The organism is Terrabacter sp. P2_E3 (genome assembly GCF_056403915.1).
In genome coordinates this window covers 94,653-110,922 of record NZ_JBFUEN010000009.1, presented here as the reverse complement: position 1 = coordinate 110,922, position 16,270 = coordinate 94,653, and the positions used below count along the sequence as shown (strand labels likewise).

The window sequence follows — 16,270 nt, the reverse complement described above, 5'->3', positions numbered from 1 at the left end:
ATGCCGCCGATCCCGGACGTCCTGCGCCCGGGACGGGCCGGACCACGGCGACCTCGCCGACCGACCCCGCCGCAGGCACGGCACCACAGGCGCACGTATGCCGCCCACCCGGGTGGGCGGACGGCATACGTCAGCGGTGCGGTGGCGTCGCGTCAGCAGCCGATGAGGCGCTGCGCGAGGTAGCCCTCGACCTGGTCGAGGGCGACGCGCTCCTGGGCCATCGAGTCACGCTCGCGGATCGTCACGGCGTGGTCCTCGAGCGTGTCGAAGTCGACGGTGATGCAGAACGGCGTGCCGATCTCGTCGTGGCGGCGGTAGCGCTTGCCGATGGCGCCGGCGTCGTCGAAGTCGATGTTCCAGTGCTTGCGGAGGGTGGCCGCGAGGTCACGCGCCTTGGGCGAGAGGTCGGCGTTGCGCGAGAGCGGCAGCACCGCGGCCTTGACCGGCGCCAGGCGCGGGTCGAGGCGCAGCACGACGCGCTTGTCGACGCCGCCCTTGGTGTTGGGGGCCTCGTCCTCGTGGTACGCGTCGACGAGGAAGGTCATGAGCGAGCGCGACAGACCTGCTGCGGGCTCGATGACGTAGGGGGTGTACTTCTCGCCCGTCTGCTGGTCGAAGTAGACGAGGTCGGTGCCCGAGTGCCTGCTGTGCGTCGACAGGTCGAAGTCGGTGCGGTTGGCGATGCCCTCGAGCTCGCCCCACTCCGAGCCGGCGAAGTTGAAGCGGTACTCGATGTCGACGGTGCGCTTCGAGTAGTGCGAGAGCTTCTCGGGTGCGTGCTCGTAGTGGCGCAGGTTGTCGGGGTTGATGCCCAGGTCGACGTACCAGCGGGTGCGCTCCTCGAGCCAGTACTGGAGCCACTCGTCGTCCTCGCCCGGCTTGACGAAGAACTCCATCTCCATCTGCTCGAACTCGCGGGTGCGGAAGATGAAGTTGCCCGGCGTGATCTCGTTCCGGAAGCTCTTGCCGGTCTGGGCGATGCCGAACGGCGGCTTCTTGCGCGAGGCCTGCATGACGTTGTTGAAGTTGACGAAGATGCCCTGGGCGGTCTCGGGGCGCAGGTAGTGCAGGCCCGACTCGTCCTCGATGACGCCGAGGTAGGTCTTGAGCATCATGTTGAACTCGCGGGGCGCGGTCCACTGGCCCTTGGTGCCGCAGTCGGGGCACACGATGTCGGACATCGGGATCGAGTCGGGGTCCTCGATGCCCTTCTTCTCGGCGAGCGCCTCCTGGAGGTGGTCCTGGCGGCGGCGCTTGTGGCAGCTGAGGCACTCGACGAGGGGGTCGGTGAACGTGCCGACGTGGCCCGAGGCGACCCACGTCTCGCGCGGGAGGATGATCGAGGAGTCGAGGCCGACGACGTCGTCGCGGCTCGTCACCATCGACTTCCACCACTGACGGCGGATGTTCTCCTTGAGCTCGACGCCGAGGGGGCCGTAGTCCCAGGCAGACCGGGTGCCTCCGTAGATGTCACCGCTCGGGAAGACGAAGCCCCTGCGCTTGCAGAGGCTGACGACGGTGTCCACGATGGAAGTCTGCTTGGCCATGCGGGACAGGTTATCGGGCCGCCGCCACTGCTTTGCCACGCGTCCGGGGTATGCCGTCGCGTCCCCTAGGCTCGTCGCGTGGCCCTGAGCTTCCGTTCCCGTCTCGAGCACGCCTCCTACCCGTGGGTGGAGCGCCTCAACGCCGTCCCGCGTCCCGTCGCGCTCGGCGGCCTCGTCGTCCTGCTGGCGGTCGGCATCCTCGCGCCACGCCCGTGGGGTGGCATCGCCTTCCTCGTCGTCGCGGCCTTCGTCGGCTGGCTGCTCTTCCTCACCTGGCAGCGACTGACCCTGCCCGAGCGGCTGATGCGCACGGCGGTGCTCGTGCTCGCCGTGGCCGTCGCCGTGGTGAGGATCGTCCCGGCCGGCTGACAGCCGCACCGTTCGCGAGAACGGTTTTGACAATCATTCTCACTTTGAGTGATGATGGGTGTCATGCCCCCCGCTCCCCCACGCCGCGCCCTGTCCGCGATCGTCGCCGCGACGGCACTGGCGCTCACGACGGCCGCCTGCCAGAGCGGTCCTGACACCGGATCCGGCGCCGGCTCCGCGGACGGCTCGATCGTCACGTCCTTCTACCCCATCCAGTTCGCGACGCAGCAGATCACCGGCGGCCGGCTCTCGGTGACCGTCCTGACGAAGCCCGGCGCAGAGCCGCACGACCTCGAGCTGGCGCCGCAGGACATCGGTGGCATGACGAAGGCACGCCTCGTCGTCTACGCCGACGGCTTCCAGCCGGCGGTCGACGAGGCCGTCGGGCTCGTCGACGCCGCGAAGGTGCTCGACGTCGCTGATGTCGCGAAGCTCGTACCCGCGTCGACCGACGGCAGCGACCACGCTGACGAGTCCGGCACCGAGACCGAGCCGCACGACACCACCGACGCCGGTGACGGGCACGACGGCCACGACCACGGGGCGGACGACCCCCACTTCTGGCTCGACCCGTCGCGCTACGCCGCCGTGGCCGAGGCCGTCAGCGCGCGCCTGTCGCAGGACGACCCGGAGAACGCCGCGACCTACGCGAAGAACACCGCGGTCTTCGTCGAGAAGCTATCCGAGCTCGACGACGAGATGCGGACAGGCCTGCGCCAGTGCACGGTCAAGGAGCTCGTCACGAGCCACGCCGCCTTCGGCTACCTCGCGGCGCGCTACGGCTTCCACCAGCGCGGCATCACGGGCGTCTCGCCCGAGGCCGAGCCGAGCGCGGCAGCCCTCAAGGCCGTCGGTGACCTCGTGAGGTCTGCCGGCGTGACCACGATCTACCAGGAGACGCTCGTCGAGCCGCACTTCGCCCAGACCGTCGCGGAGTCGACGGGTGCGAAGGTCGCGACGCTCGACCCCATCGAGGGGATCACGAGCGCGTCGGTCGGCACCGACTACTTCGAGGTCATGCGGAGCAACCTCGTGGCCCTGCGCGACGGTCAGGAGTGCTCATGAGGTCGGCACCGCTCGTCCCCCGGGATGCCGCACCGTCGGACGCGGTCGTCACCCTGCGCGGCGCGAGCTTCGGCTACGGCGACGGCACCGTCCTCAGCGACGTCGACCTGTCCATCCGCAAGGGTGAGATCGTGGCGATCGTCGGACCGAACGGGTCGGGCAAGTCGACGCTCATGAAGGGCGTGCTCGGCCTCAACGAGAAGGTCGCCGGCACGGTGACGCTCTTCGGCATCGACAGCACCGAGTTCCACGACCGCGCCCGCCTCGGCTACGTGCCCCAACGGCATACGCTCTCGGCGTCCGTCCGGGCCACCGCCGAGGAGATCGTCGCCACGGGGCGACTCCCCCGCATCGGCTGGCTCGGCCGGCTCCGCGCCACCGACCGGCAGATCGTGGCCCGTTCGCTCGACGTCGTCGGTCTCGCCGACCGCGCCGCGACCGAGGTGAGCACGCTCTCGGGCGGCCAGCAACGCCGGGTCCTCATCGCCCGCGCCCTCGCCGGGCAGCCCGACGTCCTCATCATGGACGAGCCGACCGCCGGGGTCGACGCCGCGAACCAGCACGTGCTCGCCGACGTCCTCGACCGCCTCGTCGAGCGCGACGTCACCATGGTCATCGTCACGCACGAGCTCGGAGCGCTCGAGCGCCTGCTGACCCGCATCGTCGTCATCGACGGCGGACGCATCCGCTTCGACGGGACACCCCGCGCGTATGCCACGGCGCGCGACAGCGTCCACCACGACCACGACAGCCACCACCACGACCTCGAGCTCGAGGGCCACCACCCGTCGCTGTCCCACGGCCCGCTCGACGTCGACCGCACCGACAGGAGCCGACCGTGATCGACCTGCTCTCCGTCGACTTCATGCAGCGGGCGCTCATCGCCGCCCTGCTCGTGGGCACCGTCGCGCCGATGGTGGGGATCTTCCTCGTCCAGCGCCGGCTCTCGCTCATCGGCGACGGCATGGGCCACGTCGCCCTCGCCGGGGTCGCGATCGGCCTCGTGTCCGGGGCCGCGCCGGTGCTGACGGCGCTCCTGGCCGCGGTCATCGCCGCCGTCGTCATCGAGCTGCTCCGCGCCCGCGGCCGCACCAACGGTGACGTGGCCCTCGCGGTCATCTTCTACGGCGGCATCGCCGGCGGCGTCGTCATCATCAGCAAGTCTCCCAGCGGCACTCCCGCGAACCTCATGAAGTACCTCTTCGGGTCGATCCTCACGACCCAGCGCACCGACCTCTACGTCTTCGCCGGGCTCGCGCTGCTCATCTCCGTCACGACGTGGGCGCTGCGGCCGCGCCTCTTCGCGGTGGCCAACGACGAGGAGTACGCCCGCGCCGTCGGCCTGCCCGTGCTGCCGCTCAACATCGTGCTGGCCGTGCTCACCGCGACCACGGTGGTCGTCGCCATGCGCGTCGTCGGGCTCCTGCTCATCAGCGCGCTCATGATCGTGCCCAACGCCGCGAGCCAGCTCGTCGCACGGTCCTTCAGCGGCGGCGTCCGGTGGGCCATCGCCTTCGGTCTCGTCTCCTCGGTCGGCGGCGTGGCGCTCTCCTACCCGCTCGACACACCGTCCGGTGGCACCATCGTCCTGCTCGCCGTCGCGCTCTTCGTCGTCACCGCCGTCGTCACCAGCGTGCTGGCCAGGGTCGGCAGGAGGAGGCACGACGTCGCGGAGACCCACGCGCACGAGCACGGCGCCGAGTGCGGTCACCCTGCGGTGACGCACGGCGACCACGTCGACTACGTCCACGACGGGCACCTGCACGCCGCCCACGAGGGCCACTACGACGAGCACGGCGTCCATCACGACCACCCCGCCCCGCCCGGCCCGGGGACGGCGGGCGCCGGCCCGGCCGGCACTACCTCCGGCACGACCTCCGGCCCGACGACAGGATCGAGATCATGACGAGCAGCACCAACACCTCGGGCTCCGCGGCGACCTCACGCAAGCCGACCCGGCAGCAGGTGGCCGTCGCCGAGCTGCTCGAGCGCTCCGACGACTTCACCTCCGCCCAGACGGTGCACGCCCGGCTCCGCGACGCGGGAGCCGGCGTCGGGCTGGCGACGGTCTACCGGACGCTCCAGTCGATGGTCGAGGCCGGCACCGTCGACGTGCTGCGCACCGACGACGGCGAGGCCGTCTACCGGGCCTGCTCGACCCACCACCACCACCATCTCGTGTGCCGGGCCTGCGGTCGCACCGTCGAGGTGGAGGGCCCGGCCGTCGAGAAGTGGGCCGACAAGATCGCGAGCGACCACGGCTTCAGCGGTGTGACGCACACCCTCGAGATCTTCGGCACCTGCGCCGACTGCACCGCCACCGCCGACTGACCCCAGCAGCTCTCCGCACCGAACGCCGCGTTCGGTCTCGAAAGCCGTGTTCTACCGAGGTTTTCGACACCGAACGCGGCGTTCGATCGAGAAGGCTGCGTGCCGCTGCCGTCAGGAGCTGGCTGTCGGGGCGTCGACGGCTCCGCCGTAGCGGCGGTCGCGGTCGACGTACTCCTCGATCGCGGCCCAGAGATCGCGACGGTCGTAGTCGGGCCACAGCCGGTTCTGGAAGACCATCTCGGCGTAGGCCGACTGCCACAGCAGGAAGTTGCTCGTGCGCTGCTCTCCGGAGCTGCGCACGAAGAGATCGACGTCCGGCATCGTCGGCTCGTCGAGGTAGCGCTTGATCGTCTTCTCGTCGACCGAGCCCGGTCGGAGCCGACCGTCCTTGACGTCGTGGGCGATCCGTTGCACGGCATCGGCGATCTCGGCACGCCCGCCGTAGTTGACGCAGAAGTAGAGGGTGAGCCCGGTGTTGTGCTGCGTCAGCTCCTGGGCGATCTCCAGCTCCTTGATGACCGAGCGCCACAGGCGCGGCGCCCGACCCACCCAGCGCATCCGCACGCCCCACTCGTGGAGCTGGTCGCGTCGTCGGCGGATGACGTCGCGGTTGAAGCCCATGAGGAAGCGCACCTCGTCGGGAGACCGCCGCCAGTTCTCGGTCGAGAAGGCGTAGGCGGACAGGTGGGTCACGCCGACGTCGATGGCTCCGGCCACGACGTCGAGCAGCGACGCCTCCCCGGCCTCGTGGCCCTTGGTCCGCGGGAGCCCTCGCGCGTTGGCCCACCGGCCGTTGCCGTCCATGACGATCGCGACGTGCTTGGGCAGCAGGGCAGGCGCGATGACGGGCGGGGTGGCGCCGGACGGGTGCGGGAAGGGCTTGGCGTACATGGGGCTCCGGTCGGTCGGGATCGGGTTCGCTGCTGGCTCAGGCGCGCTCGACGAGGCGCAGCGACCGCAGCCCTCGCTCGATGTGCCACTGGAGGAAGGCGGAGACGAGGCCGTTGCCCTGCCTGCGGCACCGCTCGTCGCTCGCGTCGGCGACGTCCCAGTCGCCGGTCAGCAGTGACGCGAGCAGCTCGAAGGTCTCGGGGGCAGGGGCGCTCGAGCCGGGCGGACGGCATACGGAGCACACGGCGCCGCCGGCCTGCACGTTGAAGGCCCGGTGCGGGCCCGGGGCCCCGCACTTCGCGCAGTCGACGAAGCTCGGTGCCCAGCCGGCGACGGCGAGCGAGCGCAGCAGGTAGGCGTCGAGGACGAGCCCGGCGTCGTGGCTGTGCTCGGCGAGGGAGCGCAGCGCGCCGGCGAGCAGGAGGTACTGCTGCGTCTGCGGCTCGTGCTCCTCGGTGAGCTGGAGCGCCGTCTCGAGCATCGAGGTGGCGCACGTGTACGCGATGTAGTCGCGGGCGATCGCGTCGCCGTAGGGCGCCAGGGTCTCGACCTGCGTGACGGTGTCGAGGTTGCGACCCTCGTAGCACTGCACGTCGATGACCATGCCGGGCTCGAGGCGCGACCCGAAGCGGGACTTCGTGCGGCGCACCCCCTTGGCGACGGCGCGGACCCGACCCCGCGTGCGGGTCAGCATCGTGATGATGCGGTCGGCCTCGCCCAGCTTGTGGGTGCGCAGGACGATCGCCTCGTCACGGTAGAGGGGCATGGGTCCATTGTCTCCCCCGCCGAGGCGTCGGCGGCACCGCACGCGCCGGTGTCCACGAGGTCGACGCGAAACACCGCCGGGAGTCGAACACCCGTTCGACCCGTGGGCTATCGTGGGGCCATGGACCTCTCTCTCCAGGGTTCGCTCCTCGACCTCACCGACGCGATGACGCTGCGCGACGTCGGCACCGGGAAGACCCGCCACCACCTGGCCCACGGCGCGTGGGTCGACGTCCGTCCCGGCTGGCTCGCGGCCGGCGACGAGCTCTTCACGGCCCTGCTGCGTGACGTGCCGTGGCACGCCGAGCGCCGGCAGATGTACGACTCCGTCGTCGACGTCCCCCGGCTGACGAAGTTCTACGCCGGCGACGAGAGGCTGCCCCACCCGATGCTCGTCGAGGCCCGCGACGCCCTGAGCCGTCACTACGCGCCCGAGCTCGGCGAACCGTTCGTCACGGCCGGCCTGTGCCTCTACCGCGACGGTCGCGACAGCGTCGCCTGGCACGGCGACCGCATCGGGCGCTCGCGCGACAGCGACACGATGATCGCGATCCTCTCGCTCGGTTCCGCACGCACACTCGCCCTCCGTCCCCGTGACGGCGGACCGATCCCCGGCTCGACGACAAAGAGCTTGCGCTATCCCCTCGGACATGGTGACCTCGTCGTGATGGGCGGCTCGTGCCAGCGGACGTGGGACCACTCGGTCCCCAAGACGTCCGAGCCGATGGGACCGCGCATCTCGGTGCAGTTCCGTGTAGCCGGCGTTCGCTGACAGGAGACCCACGTATGCCGTCCAGCCGCTCAGGTGGCCCCCTTCCCTTCCTCGACCACCTCGCGGCCGACTCGGCCCGCTTCCGGACGGTGCTCGCGACGGCACCAGCCGACGCCCGGGTGCCGACGTGTCCCGACTGGGACGCCGACGACCTGCTGTGGCACCTCGGTGAGGTGCAGTGGTTCTGGGGCGAGATCGCCGAGCGCGGGCTCACCGACCCGGCCGACCTCGATGCGATGAACGCGACCCGTGAGCAGCGTCCGGGCGACCGCGCCGGGCTGCTCGCCTTCTTCGACCGCTCGAGCGAGCGGCTGCACCGGGTGCTCAGCGGCCTTCCGCCCGAGACGCCGCTCTGGATGTGGTCCGACGACAAGACCGCCGGCTACATCCGTCGGCGCCAGGCCCACGAGGCGATGGTGCACCGCGTCGACGCCGAGCTCACGGTCGGTGAGCGGAGCCCGCTCGACTGCCGGCTGGCCGCCGACGGCATCGACGAGGCCCTGCGGATCATGCGCGGCCACGAGCCCGAGCCCGACCTGACGCACGTACCGGTCTCGGCGCCGGTGACGATCGCGACGGTCGATGCCATGCACGCGTGGACGGTCACCCCCGTGCGCGTCACCGGCACGTGGAACGGCGACGAGATCGACGTGCAGCGCTTCCTCGTCAGCGACGGACCGGACGACGCCGCGGCGGCCGAGATCAGCGGGTCCGCAGCCGACATCGACTGCTGGCTCTGGAACCGTCCGGTCGAGGGCGAGATCACGCGCGACGGCGACACGGCGGCGCTGGCCGCGGTCGACGCCGTGCTCACCGACTCGATCGACTGACCCGGACGGCTCAGCCGGTGCGGCGCCCGAGGCGACCTGCTCGCCTCGGGCGAGGGAGCCAGGCGTGGACCATCGCGGCCAGGACGACGACGAGAGGGACGAACGCGAAGAGGTAGCGCGAGCGTCCCTGGAGCACGAGCGTGAAGGCCGCGATGCCAAGCACCGAGCCAGCGACGAGCAGCGTCTCCCGCCGGTAGGGCGCGCGCAGCAGCCCGACGCCGGCCACGAGCAGCACGGCCAGCCACACTGCCTGGGTCACGTCGGCGCGCAGCTGGTAGCCCGACCCGTGGAAGCCGTTGAGGTCGTGCACGATCCCGGTCACGCCGGTCGCCGGCGCGAGCGTGCCGGGCAGCGAGTCGGGGCCCTCCCCCCACGCCCAGAACATCCCGTCGCCCCAGTTCCAGGCCGCCTTGCTGCCGTAGAAGGCGAGCGTGCCGCCGAGACCTCGCTCGGCCCACCGGTCTGCGAAGGCGCCTGCGGCATACGTCTTCATCTCGGCCTGGCTGCGGCCGGTCACCGCGTCGACCATCTCCCGTGAGAACGCGCCGTAGCTGACCACGCCGGTGGGCGAGCGCTGCTCGTCGGCGCCGAGCGCGACCCACCAGAGGATCGGGGGCGAGACCGCGGTGTCGATGCGCGCGGAGTCGACCCCGGAGGCCGCGGTGGCCGCGGCGCCGAGGCCCACGCCGAGGACGACGAACGCGAGGGCGGAGGCCGCGCAGGCGGCGATGACGCCCGCGCGCCGGGCCGGGAGGAGGTCGTGGTCGAAGATCGCCACGACCGCCGTCAGGACCGCCGCGATGGCGATGACGACCGGGGTGGTCTTGATGGAGTAGGCCACCGTGACCGACACGATCGCGAGCAGCCACAGGACGACTCGTCCCGTGCGCGGCCGCGGGGTCATGGCCCGGACGGCCAGGGCCACTCCCCCGACGACGAACGGCATCGCGTAGAAGTCGGTGTAGGGCACCGCCAGCCACGGGCTCGTGCCGACGAGGACGAGGGTCGCGAGCTGGGCGCCGAGGGAAGGACCGCGACCTGCCACGCGCCCGACGAGGTCGTGGACGGCATACAGCGTCAGGCCCACGCAGATCCCGTTGAGCGGGATGAGGACGGCGTCGGGTGCGAGCGAGAACGCCTGTCCCACAGCGACGCCCATTCTGTCGATGGCGAGCAGCGGCAGGTTGTTGGGGTAGAGGGAGAGGTAGTCGTACTCGCCCTGGCTGAGCCGTCGCCCTGCTTGGAGGCTGCGTGCCATGTCCATGACGATCCGCGCGTCCCAGCCGTAGCGGTAGCGCGTCATGAGACCGACGAGCGTCGCGACGAGGCCTCCGCCGATCGCGATCACCACCGGCACCCAGCGCCGCTTCGCCCACGCAGGGACGCGGACGACCGCAGCGAGCAGCACCAGCCCGAGGGTGACGGGCACGACCACCTGCCAGCGGTGCTCGACGTTGACCGGTCGGGGCGCGACGAGTCCGACGACCGCGACCGCGACGAGCGAGACCCCGGCCAGTCGAAGCAGCGCTCGACCGACCGGGGACTCCATGGCGCCAGACGCTACCCCACGCGGGTGGGCGTCAGATCAGGCGTCCGACGAGGGGCTCGGAACGGCGTCGCGGTGGGCGCGGTTGACCGCCGAGACGATCGCCTTGATGGACGCCGTGACGATCGACGGGTCGACGCCGACACCCCAGAGGACGCGGTCGCCGACGGCGCACTCGACGTAGGCCGCGGCGCGGGCGTCGCCACCCGCGGAGAGGGCGTGCTCGGCGTAGTCGAGGACCCGGACGTCCGGGGTGCCCTCTACGGTCGAGAGCGCATCGACGAAGGCCGCGATGGGGCCGTTGCCCGTGCCGGTGACGGTCAGGGACTCGCCACCGTCGCGGACGGTCGCCTCGATCGTGCTCGCCCCGTCGACGGTCGAGTCGGTGACGACGTTGACGAGCTCGAAGCGGCCCCAGGCCCGGCTCGGGTCGGGGAGGTACTCGTCCTGGAACTTCGCCCACAGGTCGGCTGGAGCGACCTCGCCGCCGTCCTGGTCGACACCGCGCTGGACGACACCGGAGAACTCGATCTGCAGCCGACGCGGCAGGTCCATCTGGTGCTCGGTCTTCATGATGTACGCGACGCCGCCCTTGCCGGACTGGCTGTTGACGCGGACGACGGCCTCGTAGGAGCGGCCGAGGTCGTGCGGGTCGATGGGGAGGTAGGGGACGCCCCAGACGAGGTCGTCGATCCCCGTGCCCTTCGCCTCGGCCTCGGACGCCATGGCCTCGAAGCCCTTCTTGATGGCGTCCTGGTGCGAGCCCGAGAAGGCCGTGAAGACGAGGTCGCCGCCGTAGGGGTGGCGCTCGCCCACGGGCAGCTGGTTGCAGTACTCGACGGTGCGGCGCACCTCGTCGATGTCGCTGAAGTCGATCTGCGGATCGACGCCTTGGCTGAAGAGGTTCATCCCGAGGGTGACGAGGCAGACGTTGCCCGTGCGCTCACCGTTGCCGAACAGGCAGCCCTCGATGCGGTCGGCGCCGGCGAGGTAGCCGAGCTCGGCCGCGGCCACGCCGGTGCCGCGGTCGTTGTGGGGGTGCAGGCTCACGACGATCGACTCTCGGCGCTCGAGGTGGCGGACCATCCACTCGATCGAGTCGGCGTAGACGTTGGGCGTCGCCATCTCGACGGTCGCCGGCAGGTTGACGATGATCTTGTGGTCGGGCGTCGGGTCGATGACGTCGACGACGGCGTTGCAGATCCGCATCGCGAAGTCGAGCTCGGTGCCGGTGTAGGACTCCGGTGAGTACTCGTAGTAGATCGTCGTGTCGGGGATCGTCTCCTCGAGCTTCTTGCACAGGCGCGCGGCCTGGACGGCGATGTCGATGATGCCGTCCTGGTCGAGGCCGAAGACGACCTTGCGCTGCAGCGCCGACGTCGAGTTGTAGAAGTGGACGATGGCCTGCTTGCTGCCCCGGATCGCGTCGTAGGTGCGCTCGATGAGGTGGTCGCGACACTGCGTGAGCACCTGGATCGTCACGTCGTCGGGGATGTGTCCGCCCTCGATGAGCTCACGGCAGAAGTCGAAGTCGGTCTGGCTCGCCGACGGGAAGCCGACCTCGATCTCCTTGTAGCCCATCTTCACGAGCAGCTGGAACATCCGGAGCTTCCGCTCGGAGTTCATCGGGTCGATGAGCGCCTGGTTGCCGTCGCGCAGGTCCACGGCGCACCAGCGCGGGGCCGACGCGATGCGCTTCGTCGGCCACGTGCGGTCCGGGAGCTCGAACGGGATCTGCTCGTGGAAGGGGACGTACTTCTGGAACGGCATTCCCGACGTCTGCTGGGGGTGGATCATCGCGTCACTCTCTCGTCTGCGTTTCGCTCGGTGTCCGGCCGGACACGGGAAACTCCGCGACGAGGAGGGCCGGGGTCAGGCCTCGTCGCGGCAGAGAAGAAGGAGGCTCACCGCTCGCACCTGTTCACCGTATGCCGGTCGCTCCGCTCGCGTCCACCCCTCGGGACCGCTGCCCGGATCGTGAGACCCGGGGCTGGTCAGGGAAGCGGCATGCCGTCCGGACCGGTGTTCGCCACGGTTCCGCGCGTGCCCGGCGGATCGGTGACGCCATAGCTGACGTCGTCGCGGTCAGAGCCCATCGCCGCCCATCCGACCTCCACTCCGAGCGGAAGGGCGCCTCCTCCCGAGGCCCGTTGGTCCCGAGCCTCGCTGGGTCCCTTGCCGAGCGACCGCCAGACGCGCGCCTCGGACGCGACGATGTCGAGATCGGTCCATGCGTCAGCCTGCTCCGGCGTGAATCCTGCAGCGACCCAACGGTGCCGGACCGACGGGTCGATGCCGGAGGCATCGAAGGCACGTGCCTCAGCCGGGGTGAGGGTGGGATCGGCGAGAACCAGCTCCCGCGCCTCGCGCGCGCCGAAACCCGCATCGCTCCACCGCCGGGCCCGCTCGAGGTCATCTCCCTGCCACACAGCGACGTCGTCGACGGTGAGACCGGAATCGAGCCAGTGCGCCACGTCGCCCGGGTCTCGCTCGAGCAGGACCATGCCGAGCCGTTCGACATCGGCATCTGCAGGCAGCCCGGCCCGCCGCCAGTCGATGATGTGCCGGACCACGTGGGCACCCGGCTCCTCGCGCATCGCGATCACCTCGGCCCAGGCCCGGGCCTGCTCCAGGTCGAGCCCCGCGCCATCGCCCTCGAGAGGTGCCAGCAGGGTCTCCACGTGACGGGGACCCAGCCCCAGCCTGATCCAGTGCTCAGCGCCCCGCGGTCCACGCTCCGTCCCGATCCAGCTGCGCGCGGCGTCAGCCTGCCGTCCGGTCCACATGGCCCAGACCTCGTCCTCGGTACGCGACAGGAGGTCCTGAGCAGCCCGCATGTTCGCGAGGGAGTCCCAGCCGAACCCGTTCCGGTCACGGTGCTGGCCGATGACGAGCAGCAGGCTCGACAGCGGGATGGTCGCCCAGGGCGAGCGCAGCAGCCAGATACGGTCCGGGGGCGGGGGCGGGAGGTCGACGGACCGGGCCATCCGCGCAAGCATCCACCGCTGGTGGGTGTCACGTCCCGTCTCGGGGCCGAGCCGGGTCTCCTCGTCGTCGTAGGACATGAGTCCGAAGCACGGCATGCGGTCACGGACCCACCGACGGTGTTCTCTCGGCCAGATCGCCGGGAGCAGGGCCCACTCGAAGCCCATGAACCCGGTGGGCAACGGCTCCCAGCCCTCCGCAGCGAGGCTCGCGATCTCTGGCAGATCGACCAGCCCTGGAAGCGTGAGCCGTTCGCCCGGGGCGAGCACCCGGTCCTCACCGATCTCGAGCATGGCCTCGATGTCAGCCAGGGCAGGAGGCAGCGGCTCGAGATCAGCCTCGGCCACCGCTGGTGCCTCGGCTCGACCCCACGGGTCGTCCCTCACGCTGTCGCCCCAGAGCCGGTGGTGTCCGCCTCGGTCGAGTCCTCGCGGGCGTCGGCGATCTGCTCCTCCGGACGCGGCGGCACCGTCTGGTCCTCCTCGAGGACCTCGAGCTCGTGGTCGTGCGCTGGCTGCTCGGACATGTCTGCCTCCTTGCCCGGAGTGTAGGGCGAGACGCTGACCTCAGGCGCCCTGGCAGACCATGAGCGCGTTGCCGTCAGGGTCCTCGAACTGCACGAAGACGACGCTGCCGACGTCCTCGACGTCCGAGGTGATCCTCACGCCGAGCGCCTTCGGGGTCTGCCCGTCCGTCGGGATGTCGTAGATCGTGCCGTCGTGGGAGGCCACGTCGGTCTCGAAACCGAGCACGGCGGCATACCACCGGATGGCAGCGGCCATGTCGCGGACCGGGACGAAGACCTGACCGACGCGGCGCTGGATGGGGCTGCTCATCGCGGCAGGCTGGAGGACCGGGCCACGAACGAGAAACCCGTTGCGTTGCAGTGCCCGTCGCAGGTCAGAAGCCGAGGCGCTGGAGCTGCTTGGGGTCGCGTTGCCAGTCCTTGGCCACCTTGACGTGGAGGTCGAGGTAGACCTTCTGCCCGAGGAGCGCCTCGATGCCCTTGCGGGCGTTCGTGCCGACCTCGCGCAGCCGGGAGCCGCCGCGTCCGATGACGATGGCCTTCTGGCTGGGGCGCTCGACGAAGACGTTGACGCGCACGTCGAGCAGCGGCTTGTCGTCGGGCCGCCCCTCGCGCTGCACCATCTCCTCGACGACGACGGCGAGCGAGTGCGGCAGCTCGTCGCGCACGCCCTCGAGCGCAGCCTCGCGCACGAGCTCGGCGATCATGACCATCTCGGGCTCGTCCGTGAGCATTCCGTCGGGGTAGAGCTGCGGCGAGCGCGGCAGGAAGGACGCGAGGACGTCGCGCACCTCCTCGACCTGGCTCCCGGAGACGGCCGAGCACGGGATGATCGCGTCCCACTCCCCCAGCTGGTCGATGGCGATGAGGTGCTCCGCGAGCCGCTCGCGGTCGACGGCGTCGGCCTTCGTGGCGATGGCGACGACCGGACGGCGCCGGACCGAACGCAGCTCGGCGAGCTCGTGGGCGATGAAGGTGTCGCCGGGGCCGATGCGCTGGTCGGCCGGCAGGCAGAAGCCGATGACGTCGACCTCGAGGAGCGTCTCGCGGACGAGGTCGTTGAGGCGCTGGCCGAGGAGGGTCCGCGGCTTGTGGAGACCCGGGGTGTCGACGAGGATCAGCTGGGCCGTCGCGGTCGTCGTGACGCCCCGGATCGTGTGACGGGTCGTCTGCGGTTTCGAGCTCGTGATCGCGACCTTCTGGCCCACGAGCGCGTTGGTCAGCGTCGACTTGCCCGCGTTGGGCCGCCCCACGAGGCAGGCGAAGCCCGCCCGGTAGTCGGCGGACCGGTCGGTCGTCCCCGAGGCCGCGGTGTCGCCGTGCGTCGGGTCAGCGTCCTGGGTGCCCATGGGCGTCCTCCGTCTCGGTGTACGCGGCGTCGTCCTCCGGCACCGAGGCCCGGTGCACGATGACCGACGCGACGCGGTGGCGGCGTCCGGCCATGCGTTCGGCCGTCAGCTCCAGCCCAGCGACCGTACCGGACGACCCGACGATCGGGACCCGGCCGATCACCTTGGTGAGGAGTCCGCCGACGGTGTCGACGTCCTCCTCGTCGATGCTGACGTCGAAGAGCTCGGCGAGATCGTCGATGTCCATCGACGCCGGCACCCGCAGGGTGCCGTCCTCGAGCTGCTCGATGCCGGGCGCCTCGCGGTCGTGCTCGTCGGCGATCTCGCCGACGATCTCCTCGATGATGTCCTCGATCGTGATGAGGCCGGCGGTGCCGCCGTACTCGTCGACGACGATGGCGAAGTGGTTCTGGTCGCGCTGCATCTCGCGCAGCAGGTCGTCGACCGGCTTGCTCTCGGGCACGAAGTGCATGGGCCGCATGACCTCGGTGGCGGGGTGGCGGCCGTCCTCGGGGGCGGCGTTGAGCCGGCGGGCGACGTCCTTGAAGTAGAGCAGGCCCCGGACGTCGTCGCTGTCCTCGCCGACGACCGGGATCCGGGAGAAGCCCGAGCGGAGGAAGAGCGACATCGCGCTGCGCAGCGTCTTGTCCGCGTCGAGGACGACCATGTCGGTGCGCGGCACCATCACCGCGCGGGCGAGGGTGTCGCCGAGCTCGAAGACCGAATGGATCATCTCGCGCTCGTCGGCCTCGATGACGTCGGAGTCACCGGCCATGTCGACGAGGTCGCGCAGCTCGGACTCGGTCTGGAAGGGGCCGTCGGTGTAGCCCTTGCCGGGCGTGACCGCGTTGCCGAGGACGACGAGGAGCTTGGCCACCGGCCCGAGCACGCGGCGCAGGCCGACGGCGAAGGGGGCGCTCCACAGCGCGACGGTGTCGTAGTTCTGCCGTCCGAGGGTGCGCGGCGAGACGCCGACGACGACGAACGACACGACGGCCATGATCGTGATGCTGATGAGGGCGCGGCTCCACGTCGACTCGAAGCGCCCGGCGACGGCCAGGGTGACGAGCACCGCCGCGGTGGCCTCGGCGACGACGCGCAGGAACGCGATGACCGAGAGGTATGCCGGTGAGTCGCCGACCACGGTCATCAGCGACTTGGCGCCCGACCGACCTTCGTCGAACAGCTCCTGGGCGCGCACGCGGGACATGCGGAAGATGGCGGCCTCGGCGGCCGACAGCAGGAACGCCACGACGATGCTGATGAGGGCCGGGAGCGCGAACTGCGGGAACAT

General features: G+C 70.8%; 17 protein-coding genes. 7 read left to right on the top strand and 10 right to left on the bottom strand.

Annotated features, from left to right (window positions below):
* Positions 1-152: 152 nt before the first annotated feature.
* Positions 153-1,547, bottom strand: a complete 1,395-nt coding sequence (locus AC1DW8_RS12915; RefSeq protein ID WP_056780093.1) for a glycine--tRNA ligase — start codon at positions 1,545-1,547, stop codon at positions 153-155.
* A gap of 78 nt (positions 1,548-1,625) precedes the next feature.
* Between AC1DW8_RS12915 and AC1DW8_RS12910 the strand changes: the two genes are divergently transcribed.
* From AC1DW8_RS12910 to AC1DW8_RS12890, 5 genes are all read left to right on the top strand, one after another.
* Positions 1,626-1,916 carry a DUF6703 family protein gene (locus AC1DW8_RS12910; RefSeq protein ID WP_020142556.1) on the top strand — a complete coding sequence of 97 codons (291 nt, stop codon included), beginning with the start codon at positions 1,626-1,628 and terminating at the stop codon, positions 1,914-1,916.
* A 63-nt stretch (positions 1,917-1,979) separates the two neighbouring features.
* Positions 1,980-2,981: a metal ABC transporter substrate-binding protein gene (locus AC1DW8_RS12905; protein ID WP_478094459.1), complete on the top strand. Its 1,002-nt coding sequence runs from the start codon at positions 1,980-1,982 to the stop codon at positions 2,979-2,981.
* Positions 2,978-3,823 (top strand): metal ABC transporter ATP-binding protein, encoded by an 846-nt coding sequence (locus tag AC1DW8_RS12900; RefSeq protein WP_478094457.1) that lies wholly within the window; start codon positions 2,978-2,980, stop codon positions 3,821-3,823. The genes AC1DW8_RS12905 and AC1DW8_RS12900 overlap by 4 nt, the downstream gene beginning before the upstream one ends.
* Complete coding sequence (locus AC1DW8_RS12895; protein ID WP_478094455.1) at positions 3,820-4,887, top strand: metal ABC transporter permease; 1,068 nt, start codon at positions 3,820-3,822, stop codon at positions 4,885-4,887. Before AC1DW8_RS12900 ends, AC1DW8_RS12895 begins: the two co-directional genes overlap by 4 nt.
* A complete protein-coding gene (locus AC1DW8_RS12890; protein WP_056780097.1) occupies positions 4,884-5,312 on the top strand; it encodes a Fur family transcriptional regulator in 429 nt (142 codons plus the stop codon). Before AC1DW8_RS12895 ends, AC1DW8_RS12890 begins: the two co-directional genes overlap by 4 nt.
* Positions 5,313-5,423: 111 nt before the next feature.
* Here the strand turns inward: AC1DW8_RS12890 and AC1DW8_RS12885 are convergent, their stop codons facing one another.
* Both AC1DW8_RS12885 and recO read right to left on the bottom strand, forming a co-directional pair.
* Entirely contained in the window at positions 5,424-6,203 is a 780-nt protein-coding gene (locus tag AC1DW8_RS12885) for an isoprenyl transferase (protein WP_478094453.1), read from the bottom strand.
* Between the two features lie 37 nt (positions 6,204-6,240).
* Positions 6,241-6,969 carry a DNA repair protein RecO gene (gene recO, locus AC1DW8_RS12880; protein WP_020142562.1) on the bottom strand — a complete coding sequence of 243 codons (729 nt, stop codon included), beginning with the start codon at positions 6,967-6,969 and terminating at the stop codon, positions 6,241-6,243.
* Positions 6,970-7,089: 120 nt separating this feature from the next.
* Between recO and AC1DW8_RS12875 the strand changes: the two genes are divergently transcribed.
* Both AC1DW8_RS12875 and AC1DW8_RS12870 read left to right on the top strand, forming a co-directional pair.
* Positions 7,090-7,740, top strand: coding sequence for an alpha-ketoglutarate-dependent dioxygenase AlkB (locus AC1DW8_RS12875; protein WP_056780102.1), 651 nt, complete (start codon positions 7,090-7,092; stop codon positions 7,738-7,740).
* Positions 7,741-7,754: 14 nt separating this feature from the next.
* Positions 7,755-8,570 (top strand): maleylpyruvate isomerase family mycothiol-dependent enzyme, encoded by an 816-nt coding sequence (locus tag AC1DW8_RS12870; RefSeq protein ID WP_478094450.1) that lies wholly within the window; start codon positions 7,755-7,757, stop codon positions 8,568-8,570.
* A 10-nt stretch (positions 8,571-8,580) separates the two neighbouring features.
* On the opposite strand, the gene AC1DW8_RS12865 is transcribed toward AC1DW8_RS12870, so the two are convergent.
* The 7 genes from AC1DW8_RS12865 to AC1DW8_RS12835 form a co-directional block, all read right to left on the bottom strand.
* Positions 8,581-10,119: a glycosyltransferase family protein gene (locus AC1DW8_RS12865; RefSeq protein WP_478094448.1), complete on the bottom strand. Its 1,539-nt coding sequence runs from the start codon at positions 10,117-10,119 to the stop codon at positions 8,581-8,583.
* A 36-nt stretch (positions 10,120-10,155) separates the two neighbouring features.
* The gene (gene leuA, locus AC1DW8_RS12860; RefSeq protein ID WP_056780111.1) at positions 10,156-11,913 is read right to left on the bottom strand and encodes a 2-isopropylmalate synthase; all 1,758 of its coding nucleotides are present in this window, start codon (positions 11,911-11,913) and stop codon (positions 10,156-10,158) included.
* A gap of 197 nt (positions 11,914-12,110) precedes the next feature.
* The gene (locus tag AC1DW8_RS12855) at positions 12,111-13,448 is read right to left on the bottom strand and encodes a hypothetical protein (protein WP_478094446.1); all 1,338 of its coding nucleotides are present in this window, start codon (positions 13,446-13,448) and stop codon (positions 12,111-12,113) included.
* 35 nt (positions 13,449-13,483) lie between these two features.
* Entirely contained in the window at positions 13,484-13,627 is a 144-nt protein-coding gene (locus AC1DW8_RS12850) for a hypothetical protein (RefSeq protein WP_478094444.1), read from the bottom strand.
* A 40-nt stretch (positions 13,628-13,667) separates the two neighbouring features.
* On the bottom strand, positions 13,668-13,937 hold the full coding sequence (locus AC1DW8_RS12845; protein ID WP_478094442.1) for a VOC family protein: 270 nt from the start codon (positions 13,935-13,937) through the stop codon (positions 13,668-13,670).
* Between the two features lie 64 nt (positions 13,938-14,001).
* Entirely contained in the window at positions 14,002-14,976 is a 975-nt protein-coding gene (gene era / locus AC1DW8_RS12840) for a GTPase Era (protein ID WP_056780119.1), read from the bottom strand.
* Positions 14,957-16,270 (bottom strand): hemolysin family protein, encoded by a 1,314-nt coding sequence (locus AC1DW8_RS12835; protein WP_056780121.1) that lies wholly within the window; start codon positions 16,268-16,270, stop codon positions 14,957-14,959. The genes era and AC1DW8_RS12835 overlap by 20 nt, the downstream gene beginning before the upstream one ends.

Coding starts and splice junctions, on each gene's coding strand:
- AC1DW8_RS12915 (WP_056780093.1), bottom strand. CDS start 1,547: ATGGCCAAGCAGACTTCCATCGTGGACACCGTCGTCAGCCTCTGCAAG.
- AC1DW8_RS12905 (WP_478094459.1), top strand. CDS start 1,980: ATGCCCCCCGCTCCCCCACGCCGCGCCCTGTCCGCGATCGTCGCCGCG.
- AC1DW8_RS12900 (WP_478094457.1), top strand. CDS start 2,978: ATGAGGTCGGCACCGCTCGTCCCCCGGGATGCCGCACCGTCGGACGCG.
- AC1DW8_RS12890 (WP_056780097.1), top strand. CDS start 4,884: ATGACGAGCAGCACCAACACCTCGGGCTCCGCGGCGACCTCACGCAAG.
- AC1DW8_RS12885 (WP_478094453.1), bottom strand. CDS start 6,203: ATGTACGCCAAGCCCTTCCCGCACCCGTCCGGCGCCACCCCGCCCGTC.
- recO (WP_020142562.1), bottom strand. CDS start 6,969: ATGCCCCTCTACCGTGACGAGGCGATCGTCCTGCGCACCCACAAGCTG.
- AC1DW8_RS12875 (WP_056780102.1), top strand. CDS start 7,090: ATGGACCTCTCTCTCCAGGGTTCGCTCCTCGACCTCACCGACGCGATG.
- AC1DW8_RS12870 (WP_478094450.1), top strand. CDS start 7,755: ATGCCGTCCAGCCGCTCAGGTGGCCCCCTTCCCTTCCTCGACCACCTC.
- AC1DW8_RS12865 (WP_478094448.1), bottom strand. CDS start 10,119: ATGGAGTCCCCGGTCGGTCGAGCGCTGCTTCGACTGGCCGGGGTCTCG.
- leuA (WP_056780111.1), bottom strand. CDS start 11,913: ATGATCCACCCCCAGCAGACGTCGGGAATGCCGTTCCAGAAGTACGTC.
- AC1DW8_RS12850 (WP_478094444.1), bottom strand. CDS start 13,627: ATGTCCGAGCAGCCAGCGCACGACCACGAGCTCGAGGTCCTCGAGGAG.
- AC1DW8_RS12845 (WP_478094442.1), bottom strand. CDS start 13,937: ATGAGCAGCCCCATCCAGCGCCGCGTCGGTCAGGTCTTCGTCCCGGTC.
- era (WP_056780119.1), bottom strand. CDS start 14,976: ATGGGCACCCAGGACGCTGACCCGACGCACGGCGACACCGCGGCCTCG.
- AC1DW8_RS12835 (WP_056780121.1), bottom strand. CDS start 16,270: ATGTTCCCGCAGTTCGCGCTCCCGGCCCTCATCAGCATCGTCGTGGCG.